Genomic DNA, 17285 nt, shown 5'->3' with positions numbered 1-17285 from the left:
CCCAATCCCCACTCCCGAATCCCGGCCGACAGGCTTAAAATTCCCCCCATGCACACCCTCACCTTCCGCACCGCCACCGTCGCCGACATCGACGCCATCTCAGCCCTGGTCACCTCGGCCTATCGCGGCGACAGCAGCCGCGTCGGCTGGACCACCGAGGCCGACCTGCTCGACGGCAACCGCATCGACCGCGAGGTGTTGCGCGCCGACATCCTGCGTCCGCGCAGCCTGGTGCTGCTGGCCGAGCGCGACGGCGAGCTGATCGCCTGCGCGCACATCGCCGACGACGACGGCGCCGGCTATTTCGGCATGTTCTCGGTGCAGCCGCAGGCGCAGGGCGGCGGCCTGGGCAAGACCGTGCTGGCCGAGGCCGAGCGCATCGCCTGGCAGGAATGGCAGCTGCCGGTGATGCAGATGACGGTGATCGACGCGCGCGAGGAACTGATCGCGTTCTACGAGCGCCGCGGCTACCGCCGCACCGGAATCAAGAAGCCCTTCCCCTACGGCGACGCACGCTTCGGCGCGCCCAAGCGCGACGACCTGCGTTTCGAGCTGCTGGAGAAGCCGCTGGGCGACGCCGCATGAGCGAGACCTGGACCTTCGTCTGCGCCGACGGCGCACTGCTGCCGGGCGAGACCGCGACGGTGTGGGACGAAGTCACCGCCACCCCGATCGTGGTGTTCAACCTCGACGGCGCCTTCTACGCGCTGGAGGACCGCTGCAGCCACGAGGACTACGAGCTGTCTCCCGGCACCTTCGATGCCGCCGCGGGCAGCATCGAATGCCTGCTGCACGGTGCCCGTTTCGACATCCGCGACGGCCGCCCGTTGTGCGCACCGGCCTACAGCCCGGTGCCCAAGTTCCCGGTGAAGTCCGAACATGGCGGACTCTGGACCCGCGACGACCGCGACTGAGCGCCCTGCTGCGCTCGCCCCGAAAAGCTTTATTTTTCAAATATCTACTACAAAACAAGATGCCGGCACGGCGATCCCGGGGAACGGCGCCACGGGCCGCCATGTAACGCGATGTAACGAAAGCTATTGCAAATAATTCGCATTTGCGCGGAAATAGATGTGATGTCCGCGTTAAGCGGCCAGCGGCAGCCGGTCCATCCGGCCACCCTCCGACCTTCGCACCCGCGCCCCTGTCCTTGCGGACACGGCGACGGCGTGCGCGGCGGACCGCCCTTCCATCCTGCATAGCCGAACCCTCCATGACCTCCCCGATCAAGAGCCGCAAGCACGCCGTTTCCCGCCAGGTCTCCGCGCAGACCCTCACCGCCGCCGCACTGCTGAGCGGCCTGAGCCTGCTGTCCTCTCCGGCGCTCGCCGCCGATGCAGCGGCCGCCGACCAGCCCACCACCCTGGGCAAGGTCGACGTGGAAGCGCAGCGCGCCAAGCGCTACCTGGTGGAAGTGCCGGACTCGCCCAAGTTCACCCAGCCGCTGATCGACACCCCGCAGACCATCAACGTGATCAGCAAGGACCTGTTCAACGAGCAGGGCGCCACCACGCTGACCGAAGCGCTGCGCAACAGCCCCGGCGTGGGTACCTTCTATGTCGGCGAGAACGGCAACACCACCACTGGCGATGCGATCTACATGCGCGGCTTCGACAGCTCCAGCAGCATCTTCGTCGACGGCGTGCGCGACCTGGGCTCGATCTCGCGCGATGTGTTCAACATCGAGCAGATCGAGGTCGAGAAGGGTCCGGCCGGCACCGACAACGGCCGCAGCGCGCCGACCGGCGCGATCAACCTGGTGACCAAGCAGGCGAACCTGACCGATGCGGTCAGCGGCACGCTGTCCGGCGGCAGCGACAACCAGCGCCGCGTCACCGCGGACTGGAACCAGACGCTGGGCGCCAGCAGCGCGCTGCGGCTGAACGTGATGGGCCAGGACAGCGATGCGATCGGCCGCGACCACGTCAACAACAAGCGCTGGGGCCTGGCCTCGTCGCTGGTATTCGGCCTCGGCAGCGACACCCGCTACTACCTCGACCTGCTGTACGTGAAGCAGGACAACGTGCCCGACGGCGGCGTGCCGACCTTCGGCCTGCCCGGCTACACCTCGCCCGATCCCGCGCGTCCGTGGCTGACCAACGCCCCGCGCGTGGACAGCGAGAACTTCTACGGCACCCGCTACGACCACGACGACGTGACCGCGAAGATGGCGACCTTCCGCTTCGAGCACGACTTCTCCGACACGGTCAAGCTGACCAACACCGCGCGCTGGGGCCGCAACGAACAGGACTACCTGCTGTTCGCGTTCATGCCCAACACCGCCAACCTGCGCACGCCGAACCCCGCCGACACCTCGACCTGGACGGTGGCGCGCAGCCTGCCCACGTTCAAGGACCAGGAGTACACCATCCTCACCGACCAGCTGAACCTGCGCGTGGACTTCGCCACCGGCGCGGTGCAGCACAACCTCAGCACCGGCGTGGAAGCCGCGCGCGAGGAACTGCAGAGCTGGGGCCACAACATCGTCAACCGCGCCGCCTGGCTGGCCGCCAACCCGGCCAACGTCTACGCCCCGGACTGGAACACCACGCCGCTGTTCACCGCGCGCAACGGCGCGCACAGCAAGGGCACCACCACCACGTTCTCGGCCTACGCCTTCGACACGCTGAAGTTCGGCGACAGCTTCCTGGTCACCGCCGGCGTGCGCGCCGACCGCTACAAGACCGACTTCAACAGCCTGACCTGCACCACCGCCACCTCCACCGCCGTGCCCTGCACCACCGCGGTCGGCGTGGACGACGACGTGTCCGATACGCTGTTCAGCTGGAAGCTCGGCGCGGTCTACAAGGCGGCCGATAACATCAGCCTGTACGCCAACTACGCGATCTCGCAGCAGCCTCCCGGCGGCAGCGCGCTGGAACTGAGCGCGTCGGCCAACAACGCCAACAATCCCAGCTTCGACCCGCAGAAGGCCAAGACCGCCGAAGTCGGCACGAAGTGGAACTTCCTGGACGACAACCTGTTCGTGACCATGGCGCTGTTCCGCACCGACGTCAGCAACGAGATCGCGCAGGGCAGCGATGGGCTGTACTACCAGACCGGCGAGAAGCAGGTGCAGGGCGTGGAGCTGTCGGCGGTCGGCAAGCTCAGCGACAACTGGTCGATCTCCACCGGCTACACCAAGCTCGACGCGCAGGTGAAGCAAGGCGCCAAGGTGTCGCAGGACGGCAGCATGGACCTGGCCTACACCCCGGACAGCGCGTTCACCGCCTGGACCACCTATACCCTGCCGTTCGGCCTGACCGTCGGCGGCGGCGCCCGCTACTCAGGCGAGATGAAGCGCGGCACCGACGGCGCGGTGGGCACGCCGGCCTTGGTGAAGTCGTATACGGTATGGGACGCGATCGTGAGCTACCCGATCAACGACCACTTCAACCTGCGCCTGAACGTGTACAACGTGTTCGACAAGGACTACGTCGCGGCCATCAACAAGAGCGGCTTCCGCTACACGCCCGGCGCGCCGCGCTCGGCGATGCTGAGCGCCGAAATCAAGTTCTGACCGCCGCTTCGTCCATCCACACGCAGCGGTCGCCTTCAGCCGAAGGCGGCCGCTGCCGGAGCGCCCCATGCTGCTGCACATCCCCAACATCCTCAGCGCCGACGAAGTCGCGCGCTTCCGCCAGGCGCTAGCCGGCGCCGACTGGACCGACGGCCGCGAGACGGTCGGCGCCCAGGGCGCGCAGGTCAAACGCAACCTGCAGTTGCCCGACGCCTCGCCGCTGAAGCACGAGCTCGGCCAGGCGGTGCTCAACGCGCTGGCGCGCAGCCCGCTGTATTTCGCCGCCGCGCTGCCGTTGCGCACGATCCCGCCGCGCTTCAACCGCTACGAGGGCGGCGGCGAGTACGGCTTCCATGTCGATGGCGCGGTGATGACCCAGGCCGCCAGCGCCACGCAGCCGGCGCTGACCCTGCGCACCGATCTGTCCTGCACCCTGTTCCTGAGCGAACCGGAGGAGTACGACGGCGGCGAACTGGTCATCAGCGACACCTACGGCGAGCACGAAGTGAAGCTGCCGGCCGGCGACCTGATCCTGTATCCGTCCAGCAGCCTGCATCGGGTGCTGCCGGTCACCCGCGGCGCGCGCGTGGCCTCATTCTTCTGGGTGCAGAGCCTGGTACGCGACGCCAGCCGGCGGCAGTTGCTGTTCGAACTGGATACGGCGATCCAGGCGCTGACCACCACCAAGGCCGACGCCGCGGCGCTGCTGCGGCTGAGCAACGTCTACCACAACCTGTTGCGCGACTGGTCCGAGACCTGATCCGGGCGGTCAACGCCGACGGCGCCGCCGCGTTGAAGGTTGGGCTACAAGGTTTTTCGGGTCGCGCATGCGGCGGCAACACCGCCGCAATTGCGACTAATTCTCATTTATGTAGAATGCATTCCGCCCTACTTCGATTCGACCGCCGCGTTGTCCGACTCCTCCTCCCCCGATCTGGCCACGGCGCAGCAGCGCCGCGGCTTCTGGCTGCGCACGCTGCACCAGTGGCACTGGATCAGCTCGGCGCTGTGCCTGATCGGCATGCTGGTGTTCGCCGCCACCGGGCTGACCCTCAACCATGCCGCGCGCATCGAGGCCAAGCCGCAGGTGCTCAATCGCACCGCGCAGCTGCCGGCCGCGTTGCTGCAGCGGCTCGGCGGCCATGCCGATGGCGACGCGCCGCTGCCGCGACCGGTGGCGGCCTGGCTGGAACGCGAACTGGCGCTGAGCCTGGGCCGGCAAGCGGCCGAGTGGTCGGCCGACGAGGTGTACCTGGCGCTGCCCGGACCCGGCAGCGATGCCTGGCTGAGCATCGACCGCGGCAGCGGCGCGGTCGAGTACGAGCGCACCGACCGCGGCTGGATCTCCTACTTCAACGACCTGCACAAGGGCCGCAATGCCGGTCCGGCGTGGGGCTGGTTCATCGACCTGTTCGCGGTGGCCTGCCTGGTGTTCTGCGTCACCGGCCTGTTCCTGCTGCAGCTGCATGCGCGGCAGCGGCGCATGACCTGGCCGCTGGTCGGGCTGGGCCTGCTGATTCCGCTGCTGATCGCACTGCTGCTGATCCACTGATCCGCCCCACCTCGTTCACCCCATGGAGCCTCGCATGCGCGTCACCCTGACCATCGCCCTGAGCGGCCTGCTGACGACGATGCCCGCGTATGCGGCCACGTTGGAACTGGACGTGGAGATTCCCAAGCTCAACGTCGCCGAATACCACCGCCCCTATGTCGCGATCTGGGTGGAAGGCGCCGACCAGCAGGTCGCGCGCAACCTGGCGATCTGGTATCAGTCCAAGGACACCGCCGAAGGCCACGGCACCAAGTGGCTGCCGGACCTGCGCCAGTGGTGGCGGCGCAGCGGGCGCACGCTGCAGATGCCGGTGGACGGCGTCAGCGGCCCGACCCGCCCGGCCGGCAAGCACGCGCTGGCGTTCACCGACGCGCAGCAGCTCAAGGGCCTGGCGCCGGGCCAGTACACGCTGGTGGTCGAAGCCGCGCGCGAAGTCGGCGGCCGCGAGCTGCTGAAGATCCCGTTCGCGTGGCCGGCCAAGGCCGGCGCAATCGGCAGCGCACAAGGCAGCAGCGAACTGGGCGCGGTACGCCTGAGCGCCAAGCCGTGATTCCCTCTTTCCTCGCAAGGAGCAAGTCCATGAAGCGTTCTTTCGTGCTGGCATTGGCCATCGCCGCAGTGCTGCCGTTCTCCGCCCTCGCCCACAAGGCCTGGCTGCAACCCTCGCAAACCGTGCTCGCCGGCGAGAAGCCGTGGATCACCGTCGATGCGGCGGTGTCCAACGACCTGTTCTACTTCAACCACGTGCCGCTGCGCCTGGACAACCTGGTCATCACCGCGCCCGACGGCAGCGCCGTGCAGCCGCAGAACCCGGCCACCGGCAAGTACCGCAGCGTGTTCGACGTGGAACTGGCGCAGACCGGCACCTACCGCCTGGCCCTGGTCAACGACGGCCTGTTCGCCAACTGGAACGAGAACGGCCAGCGCAAGCGCTGGCGCGGCAACGCCGCCAGCTTCGCCAGCGAAGTGCCCAAGGACGCGAAGGACCTGCAGGTGTCGCAGTCGCTGGGCCGGGTGGAAACCTTCGTCACCAACGGCGCACCCAACCAGACCGCGCTCAAGCCCAGTGGCCGCGGCCTGGAACTGGTGCCGGTGACCCATCCCAACGACCTGTTCGCCGGCGAGAAGGCCACCTTCAAGCTGCACATCGACGGCAAGCCGGCGCCCGGGCTGGACGTGGAGATCGTGCGCGGCGGCACCCGCTACCGCAACGCGCAGGACGAACTGAAGCTCACCACCGACGCGCAGGGCAGCTTCAGCGTGACCTGGCCGGAAGCGGGCATGTATTGGCTGGAAACCACCAGCGAGGACAGCAAGACCTCGCTGCCGCAGGCCAAGCAGCGCCGGCTCAGCTACGTGGCGACGCTGGAAGTGCTGCCGCAGTGACAGCGACAGCGCACACACCCTGCGCATGGCGGCACGTGGCGGCATGAACGCGCCGCTCACGCCCCAGGCCGATGTCGATGCCGAGACCGAGATCGCCACGCTCGGCGGTCGCAGCATGGGCACGACCTGGAGCGCGAAGCTGGTGCTGCGCCGCCATCGCGACCTGCATCCGCTGCACGCCGCGATCCAGGCGCAGCTGGACCAGGTGGTCGCGCAGATGAGCACCTGGGAAGCGGACTCGGACATCGGCCGCTACAACCGCGCCGCCGCCGGCAGCGTGCACGCGCTGCCCGCGGCGTTCGCCGAGGTGCTGCGCTGCGCGCTGGACATCGCGCGGCGCAGCGACGGCGCGTTCGATCCGACGATCGGCGCGGCACTGGGCCTGTGGGGTTTCGGCGCCGACGCCGGCAGCCAGCGCGTGCCCGATGCAGAAGCGTTGCGCCAGGCGCGCGCCGCCGGCGACTGGCGACAACTCGTGCTGGACGAGAACGGCACCACGTTGCGCCAGCCCGGCGGCCTGCGCCTGGATCTTTCGGCGATCGCCAAGGGCTACGGCGTGGATCTGGCGGTGCGCGCACTACAGGCGCAGGGCGTGGCCAGCGCACTGGTCGAGGTCGGCGGCGAACTCTATGGCTATGGCCGCAAGCCCGATGGGCAGCCGTGGCGGGTGCTGGTGGAATCGGCGCCGGACGAGGACGCGCAGGCGGCGAAGCCGCCACGGGTGCTGGCGCTGGACGGCCGCGCGGTCGCCACCTCCGGCGATCGCTGGCACCGCTTCGAACAGGACGGCCAGCGCTACAGCCATACCCTGGATCCGCGCAGCGGCACGCCGATCGCGGCATCGCTGGCGGCGGTCAGCGTGGTCGCCGCCGATGCGATGCGGGCCGATGCCTGGGCCACCGCGCTGAGCGTGCTCGGCGCCGACGCCGGCCTGGCCTGCGCCGAGCGCGAACGGCTGGCCGCGCGCTTCCTGCTGCGCGATGGCGAACGCGTACAGGAGCGGCTCAGCAGCGCCTTCGCCGCGCTGCTCGACGCATGACCCGGGCGCGGTCGCAACGTAACTGGAATGCCGTCGGGCACGTGACGGCGTTCGCGCTGCTGGGCGCGATCGGCTATGCCCTGCTGCGGCTGCATCCGCAGCCATGGTGGAACGGCGCGCCATCGCAGCAGCGCATCCTTTACGCAGCGCTGGCAACGGCCGCCTACGCGGCCGCCTGCCTATGGCTGTGGTGGCGCGGCCACCGCGGCGCGCGGCGCACCGGCAAGCAGGGCGATGCGCCGCTGCTGCTGGCCTGGGCCAGCCAGACCGGCTTCGCTCAGCAGCTCGCACTGCGCAGTGCCGCGGCATTGCGCGCAGCGGGCCAGGCGGTGCGCGTGCTGCCCTTGCAGAACGTCACCGCGGCCGACCTGGCCGGCGCGACGCAGGCGCTGTTCGTGGTCAGCACCAGCGGCGAAGGCGATCCGCCCGACCACGCGCTGCCGTTCCTGCGCAAGACGATGGCGCAGTCGCCGGCCTTGCCGCAGCTGGGCTACGCGCTGCTGGCGCTGGGCGATCGCCGCTACGACCACTTCTGCGCGTTCGGCCGCCAGCTCGATGCCTGGCTGCGCCAGCACGGCGCGCATCCGCTGTTCGACCGCATCGACGTGGACAACGCCGACGACGCCGCGCTGCGCCACTGGCAGCAATTGCTCGGCCAGCTCGCCGGTGGCAGCGAGCAACCCGACTGGAGTCCGCCGGCCTATGAGCGCTGGCAGTTGCAGCAGCGGCGCCTGTGCAATCCCGGCAGTGTCGGCGGCGCGGTGTTCGAACTGGCGCTGCTGCCCGCCGACGGCGCACTGACTGCGTGGCAGGCCGGCGACCTGGCCGAGATCGGTCCGTGCCATGGCGCCGCTGTGGTGCAGGCTTGGCTGCAGGCCAGCGGCCTGGACGGCACTGCGACGCTGCAGCGTCCCGGCCAAGCGCCGACGACGCTGGCCGCGCTGCTGGCGCGCAGTCACCTGCCGGCGCCGGACCAGGTCGCCGGCACTGCGCCCGCAGCCGTGGCCGCGCGCCTGCAGCCGTTGCCGCATCGCGAATACTCGATCGCCTCGATGCCCAGCGACGGCGCGCTGCGCCTGTTGCTGCGGCGCGCGCTGCATGCGGACGGCACGCCCGGCCTGGGCAGCGGCTGGCTATGCGACACCGCGCCGCTCGGCGCCGAGATCGCGCTGCGGCTGCGCCCGAATCCGAACTTCCATCCGCCGGCCGATCCGTCGCGGCCGCTGATCCTGATCGGCAACGGCACCGGCATCGCCGGCCTGCGCGCGCACCTGCGTGCACGCGTCGACGCCGGCGCGTCCCGCACCTGGCTGCTGTACGGCGAACGCCATGCCGCGCACGACGACCACTACGGCGAGGAACTGCGCACCTGGCTGGCGCACGGCGCGCTGCAGCGACTGGATGCGGTGTTCTCGCGCGATGCCGGCGCGCACCGCTACGTGCAGGATGCGCTGCGCGCGGCCGCAGCGGACCTGCGCGACTGGGTCGCGCAAGGCGCGGCGATCTACGTCTGCGGCAGCCTGCGCGGCATGGCCCCCGGCGTGGACGCGGTGCTGGAGGAGGTGCTGGGGCGGCTGGGCAAGGAAACCCTGCTGCTGGAAGGACGCTATCGGCGCGACGTGTACTGAGGCCACGGCGTGCGCCGGCACTGGGGTGCCATCCAGCGGTGCCGCGCGCGGCAGCGGCCCCCGCAACTGCCGGCGCGGCTTGCCGTTCAAAAAAGCGGCTCGCATATAGACAGGAAAACTTGCAAGTTTTCCTGATTATCTCTACAGTGCGCCCATGCGCCCCTCTTCCCAAAGCTCCAGCGCCATCGAAACCACCGTCGCCGAGCTGTCCCTGGCGATCGGGCAACTGTTGCGGCGGGTACGCGCAGCGGCGCATGCGGACGAGCTGACCTGGCCCCAGACCGTGGCGCTTGCGCAGTTGGAGAAGGCCGGTCCGATGACGACGGCCGACCTTGCCCGCGCGGCAGCGCTGAAGCCGCAGTCGATGGGCGCCACCCTCGCCGGACTGGAGCGGGACGGTCTGATCGAGCGTCGCCCGCACCCGACCGACGGTCGCCAGGTCCTGTTCGCGCTCACCGCCGATGGCGTGGAAGCGCGCCGTAAACGCAGCGCGGCGAAGCAGCAATGGCTTCTGGCGGCCGTGGCCAAGCTCGACCCCACCGAACAACAGACGCTGATGGCCGCAGCGGCCCTGATCAAGCGCCTGGGCGAAGCCGAGTCCTGACGTCCTCCTCGACGCGATCGAGAGAGCGCCCAGGCGACCCCCCTTGGCGCGCTGGACGCAAGCGGCGCAATGCGCGGCGTCCCCGCCGTCTCACCATCAGCAAGGAGAACAGCGTGACCGTCACCGTCCTCGATCCGATCTCGGCGCTCATCGTCGTCGATCTTCAGAAAGGCATCGTCTCACTGCCTACCGCGCATCCGATCGATATGCTGCTCAAGCGCGTCGCGACGCTGACCGACGCCTTCCGCGCATGCGGTCTTCCGATCGTATTGGTCAACGTCGCCGGCGCCGCACCGGGGCGCACCGAGCAAACGCGCGTGGCGCGCGAACTCGCGGCCGACTGGACCGATCTCGTTCCCGAGTTGAATCGGCAGCCGCAGGACCATGCGATCACCAAACGCACGCCTGGCGCGTTCACCGGCACCGATCTCGAAGCGTATTTGCGGGCGCGGGGCGTCACCCAGGTCGTGATCGTCGGCGTCGCCACCAGCAATGGCGTCGAGGTCACCGCACGCCAGGCGTATGAGCTCGGCTTCAACGTGACCCTCGCGATCGACGCCATGACCGACCCGCATGCCGATGCCCACGCCTACAGCGTCGCCCGGACCTTTCCGCGGATCGGCGAGACCGGCACCGCCCAGAACGTCGTCGATCTGCTGAAAAGGAGCGCCTGAGCATGCACTGGCTTGACGATCTCGCTTATCTGTTCGGTGGCGCCTTTTCCGCGAACGCCGTACCGCATGTCGTCAGCGGCATGATGGGGCAGCCTTTCCAGAGTCCGTTCGCCAAGCCGCCGGGCGAAGGCCTTCGTCCCCGTCCGTGAACGTGCTTTGGGGCTTCGCAAACCTGGTTGCCGCCTATCTGCTGCTCGCCCGCATCGGCCACTTCGATCTGCACGCCGCCGATCACGTCATCGCCGCTGGCGCCGGCGTGTTGCTGGCCAGTATGAGCGCCGCGCGCGGTTTCGGGCGGTTCCACGGCGGCAACGCGCCGATCGGCTAGCCATCGCATGGCCGCGCGCACCTTCCGCTCGTTGCGGGTCTTCAACTATCGCGTCTGGGCCATAGGCTCGCTTGTCTCCAATGTCGGAACATGGATGCAGCGCACCGCCCAGGACTGGTTGGTAATGACCGACCTCACCCAGCACCGCGCGACCGCTGTCGGCATCGTCATGGGCCTGCAGTTCGGGCCAATGCTGCTGCTGTTGCCCTTGAGCGGATATGCGGCCGATCGTTTCGACCGGCGCAGGCTACTGATCGCCACCCAGGCGATATCGGGCCTGTTGGCGCTGATCCTGGGTTTGCTCGCCGTCACCGGGCTCGTGCAGCTGTGGCATGTCTATGTCCTCGCCTTCCTCTCCGGCTGCGTCGGGGCCATCGACATGCCGGCGCGCCAGACCTTCGTCTCCGATCTGGTCGGCGACGAGGACCTGTCCAACGCGGTGGCGCTGAATTCCACCTCGATCAATCTTGCGCGGATGCTGGGCCCGGCCGTTGCCGGCGGCGTGATCGCAGCCGTCGGCAGCGGCTGGACGTTCTTGATCAACGCCGCCTCCTTCGCCGCCGTGCTCGCCTCGCTGGGGCTGTTGCGCGTGCATGAGCTGCATCACACCGCCCGTGCCGGCCGTGCCCGCGGCAACATCGCGGAAGGCTGGCGCTATGTCCGCTCGCGTCCGGACCTGAAGGCCATCCTGTGGATGCTGTTGCTGATCGGCACGTTCGGACTCAACTTCCCGATCTTCATCTCGACCATGTCGGTCAAGGCCTTCCACGGCGACGCCAACCAATACGGGCTGCTCATGTCGGTCATGGCAGTGGGCACGCTTGCCGGCTCGCTGCTCGCCGCAAGACGCGAGCAACCCCGGTTCGACCTCTTGCTCGTCGCGGCCACGGTCTTCGCCGCCGGCTTCGCATTGGCCGCGATCACGCCCAATCCCTGGCTGTTCGGCACCGCACTCGTGGTGATCGGCATAGCCACGCTGACCCTGACCAATTCGACCAGCAGCCTGATGCAACTCTCCATAGAACCTGCGATGCGCGGACGTGTCCTGGCGCTACGTCTCGCCGTCGGGGTGGGCACGACGCCGATCGGGGCGCCCATCGTCGGCTGGGTCGCCGACGCATTCGGTCCGCGTTGGGCACTGTGCATCGGGGCGGCCGCGGGCTTCGCCGCGGCAATGGTCGCGCTCGTCTACTTGGTAAAGCACCGCGATCTACGTGCACGTCTCGGCGGTTGGCGCCTGCGCTTCATCAAGTGAGTGCGGCGATTCGCCCTCCAACGGTCGATAGAAGTGAAGCAATCTCACAGGCAGCGTTCCTGCCCGATGCATGACATGTGCGAATGGCGCCAAAGCGCAGTTGGCGGTGGTGGCAAGCGTGCCGGCGTATGATTGCGTGCGCAACGTCAGCACCTTCCGAAATGAAAATCTCCATCGCGTGTTTGCCCGAACATCCCAGCATTGCGCAGTCCTGCGAGCTCATCGAGACCGCGCCATTGAGCTACTGGATGCCGGTATTGAATCGGCTTCGGCAGGCGTTTCGGTTGCCGGGCGATGAGTGGACGCGGATCCCGGAAGGCGCCAATGCCTTGTTCCAGCTTGGCGACGCGGTGATCGTCAAATTGGTGCCGCCCAACTGGCGCCAGCAAGGCGAAAAGGAACGCCTCGTCGCACCGTTGCTGGACGGCAAATTGTCGCTGCAGACGCCGCGTCTCATCGGCGGCGGCGTGGTCGACAACTGGGTGTTCGTGATCTGCAGCCGCCTGCCGGGCTGCTCGCTGGCCGATGTCTGGCCGGCGCTGGATGTCGGCCAGAAGCGTTCGATCATGCTGCAGGTGGGAACGCTGCTGCGCGAGCTGCGCAGCGTCGCGTTCGATGCCGACGTCGCGATCCGGGTGGAGTGGCGGCACTACATCGCCACGCTGATCTGCGACTGCCTCGCGCGGCATCGGCGCAATGCGATGCCCGCGCATCTGGCGGCGCAAGTCATGCCCTACATAGAAGCGGCGGGCGACTTTGCGCCGCCCGCGCAGCCGCGCTTCATCCACATGGACATCCATCCCTGGAATTTGATGGCGCACGACATCCAGGGAAAGTGGACCCTCAGTGGATTGCTCGATTTCGGCGATGCGATCGTCGGCCAGTGCGATCTGTTCGAGTTGCTGACACCGCTGATCTTCATGGCGCAAGGCGACCCGATCCTGGTGAAGGCGCTGCTCGATGCCTACGGCCTGCTCGACGGCTACGATGCGCCAACCCTGCGCCGCCGGCTCATGGCCACCGCCTTGATCAGGCCCGATTCGGACCTCGGCTTTTGCATGCAGCAGGTGCCGATCAGCGGACCGCGCGACACATGGGAACAGATCGCCTTGCAGATGTTCCCGTTGTGAGCCGTGGCAAGCGCTGAACTGCATGGAGCGCGGGGTCGGTCGATCGCCTGCGATGCACGTTGTCGGACACGGCGCCGGCGCAGCACGCCAGCGGCGTGCGCCGCGCGCTGAACGACGCACGAGCCGAACACGACCTATCGACGTAAGCGCGGGAGCGGCTGTACGCCATCAATCCACTGCGCTCCGACGTGCAGGAAGCACAGTCGCACTCGTCAGGTCGGCAGCGCCGGCGGATAACCGCGGATCTTCGTACGCAGGCCCTGCCGCGGCGACACGCAGGAGATCTGCATGCGCGCACCGCTCTCGTGCGGCATCTGCCTGGATGATCCTTGCGCTGCGTCGGCACGTAGCGGAACAAGTGCGCCGTGCGCCAGCCGCGCACGACGGGGCGGACAGCCCGCCCCCCGGGCGGACCGCCTCGATCAAGCGGCGACGGAGAACGAACTCGATGCGCTGGCACCGCTGGCGAAACTGCGGTATTGGTTCGACGCCAACTTGGCCAGCAAGGCATAGGCATCCTGCGCGCCGCTGTCGCTGCTGGCACTGGACCCCGAACTGGCGGTGGAACTGCCGGTACCGGCGCTGGCAGTGTCGCTATCCTGCGTACCCCGCGGCGGCGGCGATCCCATCGGGCGCGTGCCCTCCTTCAGTTCCTGCAGGTTGATCCCCCCATCCTGATCGCTGTCGAGCGTGGCGAACAGGTCGCTGCTGTCGCTGCCCTGGCTGGCCGCGCTCAACTCCTCGCTGCTGATGGTGCCGTCGCCGTTGGTATCCAGGCTGTTGAGGATCGACTCGGCATTCACCTTGTCGCCGCCTCCATGGCGCGGCGGCGCCAATGCCTGGCCGAACTCGCTTTCGCTGACGGTACCGCCGCCATCCTGGTCGAGCATGCTGAGCAAGCCGTCGATATCGATGCTCGAGCTGCTGTCGCCATCACTGTCGCTGGACTTCAGCGCCGCGCTCAGCTCGGAACTGCTGAGGCTGCCGTCTCTGTCGCTGTCGATGCTCTTGAACAATTGCTGCAGCGGATTCTGCTGCTCGGCCTGCGCTGTCTGCGCGAGCGCACTGCTGGCGGTACTGGTGCGGCCGACGGCGTAGGCCGAACCGCCACTGCTGATGCTGCTGATCATGCTGACCCCTGGTCATGAAGTGCAGTCGTGGAACGCAGCCATCGCTGCGGTCGTGGCTGCGCCGACGCGGCAACCCGACGCAGGCAGTGTCGATGCAAGGTTTGTCAGCAAGATATCGACTTTGTATCGACACTGAAACACGCGATAAAAATCACATTGCAGCCGCGACCGACGATACGACGCGGCGCGAGGCAGCCGCTGGTCGAACGCGTGCCGGGCGCGCGCGCCGGCAGTGTCATCGCGCCGGCCGCCGCGGCCACGCGGTGCACCGCGAGCGGCGCGGCGCCGGCAGCTGACACGCGAATCGGCGATGCCCGGCGTGCAGGCACAATTGAACCGATCTCCATGCCGCCTGCAACGCGGCACGGGATCAGCGCGCGGCAGGCATTCCCAGCCGATGCGGCTCGAACAGGTAGCCCTTGCCGCGCACGGTGCGGATCCATTGCGGCACCAGCGGGTCGTCGCCCAGCTTCTGCCGCAGCCGCGAGACCTGCAGATCGATGCCGCGACCGCCCTGGGGAACGCTGCCGTCGCTGTCGCCGATCGCCGCCCGCAGGTCCTCGCGGCTGAGCACGTTGCCGGGCTGCTCGAGGAACACCGCCATCAAGCGCAATTCGCTGGGCGACAACGGAATCGCGCGCCCATCCGGCGCCACCGCCTGGTGCCGGTAGGCATCGACCTGCCACGCGCCGTCCTGCGCCGGTGCTGGCGGCGGCGCCGCACGGGTACGCCGCAGCACCGCATTGAGCCGCGCCACCAGTTCGCGCAGGTCCAGTGGACGGCTCAAATAGTCGTCCGCGCCCAGATCCAGGCCGATCACCCGATCCACCGGCTCGGCCTGGTCGGCCATCATCACGATCGCGATGCCGCCGCGATCGCGCAGTTGCCGACACAGGTTCAGCCCTTCGCCGCCGCCGAGGCCGGCATTGAGCAGCACCGCGTCATAGCGATCGGCCGCCAGCTGCGCATACAGCTGCACGCCGCTTTCGGCATCGTGGGTCTGCAAGTTGAAACGGGCCAGATAATCGCGAATCCGGTCGCGCAAGGCCGCGTCGTCGTCCACTACCACTACTTTCGCCAACCACCTGCTGTTATCCGAGGCCACCTGTTCGTTCCGGTCCACGGCTCCGGGATAGCCGCGTTCGCGCATTGGACGCGGTCGGCGGCAACCCCGCAAGAGCCACGCGCGCGGCGCCGAAAGCTCAGTCGGCGGGCGTCGCTAGCGGTTCGATACGGATCGCCAGCAGCTCGCCGCCACCGCTCAAAGCGAAGCGCTGCCTGGTGTTGGCGGCCAACCAGGCGCTGTCGCCGGCCGCCAGCGGCGGCAATCCGCAGTCCACATCGAACTGCGCCTGCCCTGCCAGAAGATGAACGACCCAACAAATTTGCGGTTCGGCAAAGAACAGCATCGGCCCGACCAGCGGCCGATGCAGCAGTTGCGTGCGCAGGCGATCACGACGCCACATCAGGTTGAAGTCGTGGGTGGGGCCGTCGAGCAGTTCGCCGTGCAGCGGCCGCTCGCCGGCGAAGCGCAGCCGCGCGTACGGCGGTTCGAGCAGATGCACGGCGCCGTCGTCGAAGCGCAGGCGCAGGCCGGCGCCGCGCAGCAACACCAGCTCCCGATCGATGCCGGGGAAACTGGAAAAGGCCGCGTCCTGCTCGATCTCGGCGATCGACAGGCGCAGCAGCCAGTCGTCGCTGTCCGGTTGCGGCAGACGCAGGATCTCCCGCGTCCAACCCAGTCCGTTGCGCCAGCGCTCGCGGCGGTAGTCGTTGGCGGGGATCACCCGCGAAGGCATGTTGCACCAGTCCATCGGCGCATTCTGCACGATCCGGCGGCGCTGCCGGATGCAGCGACAGCGGCAGGCATCTGCCGTGATCCCTGCGCCTGTCCCGACCGTCAGCAAGTACGAACGGCGCCGGCGCACGCCAGCCAGCGACCTTGCGAGAATCGCGACGGCCATCGCCTGTTCGGCGACATCGGCGGGTCGCGCCGGCGCAAGGCACATCGGCGCGCCAGCGCGTACAAGCCGCAGCGCGGCGACATGCGTGGCACTGCGGGATCGTGGCTGTTGGGCAGGGAGGCTGCTTGTGTGCGGCGGCGCGAGGCCGGGCCCGTACCCTCATCCGACCCTGCGGGCCACCTTCCCCCCGAAAAGGGGGCCATGCATGGTCCCGACGGGAGAAGCAACAACCTAGCCCCTCTCCCACCGGGAGAGGGGTTGGGGTGAGGGTACGGCGCGCAGCGCCTCATGGATCCAGGAGCCGATCGGACGCGCGCGCGACCGCACCTTGCCCATGCGCCCGCCGCCACGGCAGCTGTCTGCAGCAGGACAGCCGCCGGCAGCAGGAGTACCGAAGCGCGACGAGCGGGCCGGCGCGAAGCGCCGGACAAAAACCTTCGCCCACAAAAAACGTCGCCCGGCTGCACTTCACTGTGCAACACCGGGCGACGATGTACGTCCTTGTCGGCTTCCTGCCTCCCCCGCTGAGCGTCCTGCTCAGCGAGGTCGCGACCGCGCGTCCTGCGCCAGCCGTATCCTCTGTCCTTTCAAATCCCTTGAATGCCTTTAAATCCGTTTAATCCTTAAATCCGTTTAACGCCTTTCCACCGGCTTGGCGGCTGCCGTCCTGGCTGCCGTCGGCGTGGTCGCCTTCGTGGCTCCCACTTCGATCCGGTCGTGGTTCCGTTCGACCGTCTTGAGTCCGATTCCCTTCACCTGCGTCAGGTCCTCGACGCTTTTGAAGGGGCCGTGCGCCTGTCTGTAGTCGACGATCGCCTGTGCCTTGGAGGCACCCACGTTCAACAACACCCGGTCGATTTCCGCTGCACTAGCGGAGTTGATGTTGACCTTGTCCGCGGCGAGCGCGGAACCGGTCAGCAGCAACGCCAGGACCAGAGACTTCAGGACCACGATAAAAGACTGCATGGCAACACTCCTTGTGACTTGGATGGGGACTTCACCGGCCTCTCCTGCCGGTGTCGAAAGCATCCCTCGCCACATGGGTACAGCCTATCGCCAACGCCCTTTCCAAACA

At 68.2% G+C, this 17285-nt stretch carries 20 protein-coding genes; 15 read left to right on the top strand and 5 right to left on the bottom strand.

Translation table 11 applies throughout. The features are described 5' to 3' along the window. Positions 1 to 48 precede the first annotated feature (48 nt). From HEP75_RS06985 to HEP75_RS06920, 15 genes are all read left to right on the top strand, one after another. On the top strand, positions 49 to 585 hold the full coding sequence (locus HEP75_RS06985) for a GNAT family N-acetyltransferase (protein WP_185825922.1): 537 nt from the start codon (positions 49 to 51) through the stop codon (positions 583 to 585). Beyond that, positions 582 to 914 carry a non-heme iron oxygenase ferredoxin subunit gene (locus HEP75_RS06980; RefSeq protein ID WP_185825921.1) on the top strand — a complete coding sequence of 111 codons (333 nt, stop codon included), beginning with the start codon at positions 582 to 584 and terminating at the stop codon, positions 912 to 914. Before HEP75_RS06985 ends, HEP75_RS06980 begins: the two co-directional genes overlap by 4 nt. Before the next feature lie 299 nt (positions 915 to 1213). Beyond that, positions 1214 to 3520, top strand: coding sequence for a catecholate siderophore receptor Fiu (locus HEP75_RS06975; protein ID WP_185825920.1), 2307 nt, complete (start codon positions 1214 to 1216; stop codon positions 3518 to 3520). A 67-nt stretch (positions 3521 to 3587) separates the two neighbouring features. Further along, positions 3588 to 4280 (top strand): Fe2+-dependent dioxygenase, encoded by a 693-nt coding sequence (locus HEP75_RS06970; protein ID WP_185825919.1) that lies wholly within the window; start codon positions 3588 to 3590, stop codon positions 4278 to 4280. A gap of 150 nt (positions 4281 to 4430) precedes the next feature. After that, positions 4431 to 5072 (top strand): PepSY-associated TM helix domain-containing protein, encoded by a 642-nt coding sequence (locus tag HEP75_RS06965; RefSeq protein WP_185825918.1) that lies wholly within the window; start codon positions 4431 to 4433, stop codon positions 5070 to 5072. A gap of 34 nt (positions 5073 to 5106) precedes the next feature. After that, positions 5107 to 5622 (top strand): DUF2271 domain-containing protein, encoded by a 516-nt coding sequence (locus tag HEP75_RS06960; protein WP_185825917.1) that lies wholly within the window; start codon positions 5107 to 5109, stop codon positions 5620 to 5622. A gap of 29 nt (positions 5623 to 5651) precedes the next feature. Continuing rightward, complete coding sequence (locus HEP75_RS06955) at positions 5652 to 6458, top strand: DUF4198 domain-containing protein (protein WP_185825916.1); 807 nt, start codon at positions 5652 to 5654, stop codon at positions 6456 to 6458. A 43-nt stretch (positions 6459 to 6501) separates the two neighbouring features. Then, positions 6502 to 7497, top strand: coding sequence for an FAD:protein FMN transferase (locus tag HEP75_RS06950; protein ID WP_185825915.1), 996 nt, complete (start codon positions 6502 to 6504; stop codon positions 7495 to 7497). Then, positions 7494 to 9125, top strand: coding sequence for a sulfite reductase flavoprotein subunit alpha (locus tag HEP75_RS06945; RefSeq protein WP_185825914.1), 1632 nt, complete (start codon positions 7494 to 7496; stop codon positions 9123 to 9125). The genes HEP75_RS06950 and HEP75_RS06945 overlap by 4 nt, the downstream gene beginning before the upstream one ends. Before the next feature lie 154 nt (positions 9126 to 9279). Beyond that, positions 9280 to 9729: a MarR family transcriptional regulator gene (locus HEP75_RS06940; protein ID WP_185825913.1), complete on the top strand. Its 450-nt coding sequence runs from the start codon at positions 9280 to 9282 to the stop codon at positions 9727 to 9729. A gap of 113 nt (positions 9730 to 9842) precedes the next feature. After that, positions 9843 to 10403: an isochorismatase family cysteine hydrolase gene (locus HEP75_RS06935; RefSeq protein ID WP_185825912.1), complete on the top strand. Its 561-nt coding sequence runs from the start codon at positions 9843 to 9845 to the stop codon at positions 10401 to 10403. Between the two features lie 2 nt (positions 10404 to 10405). Next, the gene (locus HEP75_RS22160) at positions 10406 to 10552 is read left to right on the top strand and encodes a hypothetical protein (protein WP_221899311.1); all 147 of its coding nucleotides are present in this window, start codon (positions 10406 to 10408) and stop codon (positions 10550 to 10552) included. Further along, complete coding sequence (locus tag HEP75_RS22155; RefSeq protein WP_221899310.1) at positions 10549 to 10731, top strand: hypothetical protein; 183 nt, start codon at positions 10549 to 10551, stop codon at positions 10729 to 10731. Before HEP75_RS22160 ends, HEP75_RS22155 begins: the two co-directional genes overlap by 4 nt. A 7-nt stretch (positions 10732 to 10738) precedes the next feature. Next, entirely contained in the window at positions 10739 to 11986 is a 1248-nt protein-coding gene (locus tag HEP75_RS06925) for an MFS transporter (protein WP_185825911.1), read from the top strand. Between the two features lie 128 nt (positions 11987 to 12114). Continuing rightward, positions 12115 to 13116 carry an aminoglycoside phosphotransferase family protein gene (locus HEP75_RS06920; RefSeq protein ID WP_185825910.1) on the top strand — a complete coding sequence of 334 codons (1002 nt, stop codon included), beginning with the start codon at positions 12115 to 12117 and terminating at the stop codon, positions 13114 to 13116. Positions 13117 to 13538: 422 nt separating this feature from the next. Here the strand turns inward: HEP75_RS06920 and HEP75_RS06915 are convergent, their stop codons facing one another. The 5 genes from HEP75_RS06915 to HEP75_RS06895 all read right to left on the bottom strand — a co-directional run bounded on the left by HEP75_RS06915 (position 13539) and on the right by HEP75_RS06895 (position 17251). Beyond that, entirely contained in the window at positions 13539 to 14246 is a 708-nt protein-coding gene (locus HEP75_RS06915; RefSeq protein ID WP_185825909.1) for an EF-hand domain-containing protein, read from the bottom strand. 104 nt (positions 14247 to 14350) lie between these two features. Continuing rightward, positions 14351 to 14593, bottom strand: a complete 243-nt coding sequence (locus HEP75_RS06910; protein WP_185825908.1) for a hypothetical protein — start codon at positions 14591 to 14593, stop codon at positions 14351 to 14353. A gap of 23 nt (positions 14594 to 14616) precedes the next feature. Then, positions 14617 to 15351, bottom strand: coding sequence for a response regulator transcription factor (locus tag HEP75_RS06905; protein ID WP_185825907.1), 735 nt, complete (start codon positions 15349 to 15351; stop codon positions 14617 to 14619). A 97-nt stretch (positions 15352 to 15448) separates the two neighbouring features. After that, entirely contained in the window at positions 15449 to 16060 is a 612-nt protein-coding gene (locus tag HEP75_RS06900; RefSeq protein WP_255424024.1) for a HutD family protein, read from the bottom strand. Positions 16061 to 16843: 783 nt separating this feature from the next. Beyond that, complete coding sequence (locus tag HEP75_RS06895; RefSeq protein ID WP_185815746.1) at positions 16844 to 17251, bottom strand: ComEA family DNA-binding protein; 408 nt, start codon at positions 17249 to 17251, stop codon at positions 16844 to 16846. Positions 17252 to 17285 lie beyond the last annotated feature (34 nt).

It is taken from the genome of Xanthomonas sp. SI, assembly GCF_014236855.1.
In the GTDB taxonomy this organism is placed as follows: Bacteria; Pseudomonadota; Gammaproteobacteria; order Xanthomonadales; family Xanthomonadaceae; genus Xanthomonas_A.
The sequence above is the reverse complement of the archived record's forward strand: the minus strand, read 5'-3'. Positions and strand labels throughout refer to the sequence as shown.

Coding starts and splice junctions, on each gene's coding strand:
- HEP75_RS06985 (WP_185825922.1), top strand. CDS start 49: ATGCACACCCTCACCTTCCGCACCGCCACCGTCGCCGACATCGACGCC.
- HEP75_RS06980 (WP_185825921.1), top strand. CDS start 582: ATGAGCGAGACCTGGACCTTCGTCTGCGCCGACGGCGCACTGCTGCCG.
- HEP75_RS06975 (WP_185825920.1), top strand. CDS start 1,214: ATGACCTCCCCGATCAAGAGCCGCAAGCACGCCGTTTCCCGCCAGGTC.
- HEP75_RS06970 (WP_185825919.1), top strand. CDS start 3,588: ATGCTGCTGCACATCCCCAACATCCTCAGCGCCGACGAAGTCGCGCGC.
- HEP75_RS06960 (WP_185825917.1), top strand. CDS start 5,107: ATGCGCGTCACCCTGACCATCGCCCTGAGCGGCCTGCTGACGACGATG.
- HEP75_RS06955 (WP_185825916.1), top strand. CDS start 5,652: ATGAAGCGTTCTTTCGTGCTGGCATTGGCCATCGCCGCAGTGCTGCCG.
- HEP75_RS06950 (WP_185825915.1), top strand. CDS start 6,502: ATGAACGCGCCGCTCACGCCCCAGGCCGATGTCGATGCCGAGACCGAG.
- HEP75_RS06945 (WP_185825914.1), top strand. CDS start 7,494: ATGACCCGGGCGCGGTCGCAACGTAACTGGAATGCCGTCGGGCACGTG.
- HEP75_RS06940 (WP_185825913.1), top strand. CDS start 9,280: ATGCGCCCCTCTTCCCAAAGCTCCAGCGCCATCGAAACCACCGTCGCC.
- HEP75_RS22160 (WP_221899311.1), top strand. CDS start 10,406: ATGCACTGGCTTGACGATCTCGCTTATCTGTTCGGTGGCGCCTTTTCC.
- HEP75_RS06925 (WP_185825911.1), top strand. CDS start 10,739: ATGGCCGCGCGCACCTTCCGCTCGTTGCGGGTCTTCAACTATCGCGTC.
- HEP75_RS06920 (WP_185825910.1), top strand. CDS start 12,115: ATGATTGCGTGCGCAACGTCAGCACCTTCCGAAATGAAAATCTCCATC.
- HEP75_RS06915 (WP_185825909.1), bottom strand. CDS start 14,246: ATGATCAGCAGCATCAGCAGTGGCGGTTCGGCCTACGCCGTCGGCCGC.
- HEP75_RS06910 (WP_185825908.1), bottom strand. CDS start 14,593: ATGGAGATCGGTTCAATTGTGCCTGCACGCCGGGCATCGCCGATTCGC.
- HEP75_RS06900 (WP_255424024.1), bottom strand. CDS start 16,060: ATGGACTGGTGCAACATGCCTTCGCGGGTGATCCCCGCCAACGACTAC.
- HEP75_RS06895 (WP_185815746.1), bottom strand. CDS start 17,251: ATGTGGCGAGGGATGCTTTCGACACCGGCAGGAGAGGCCGGTGAAGTC.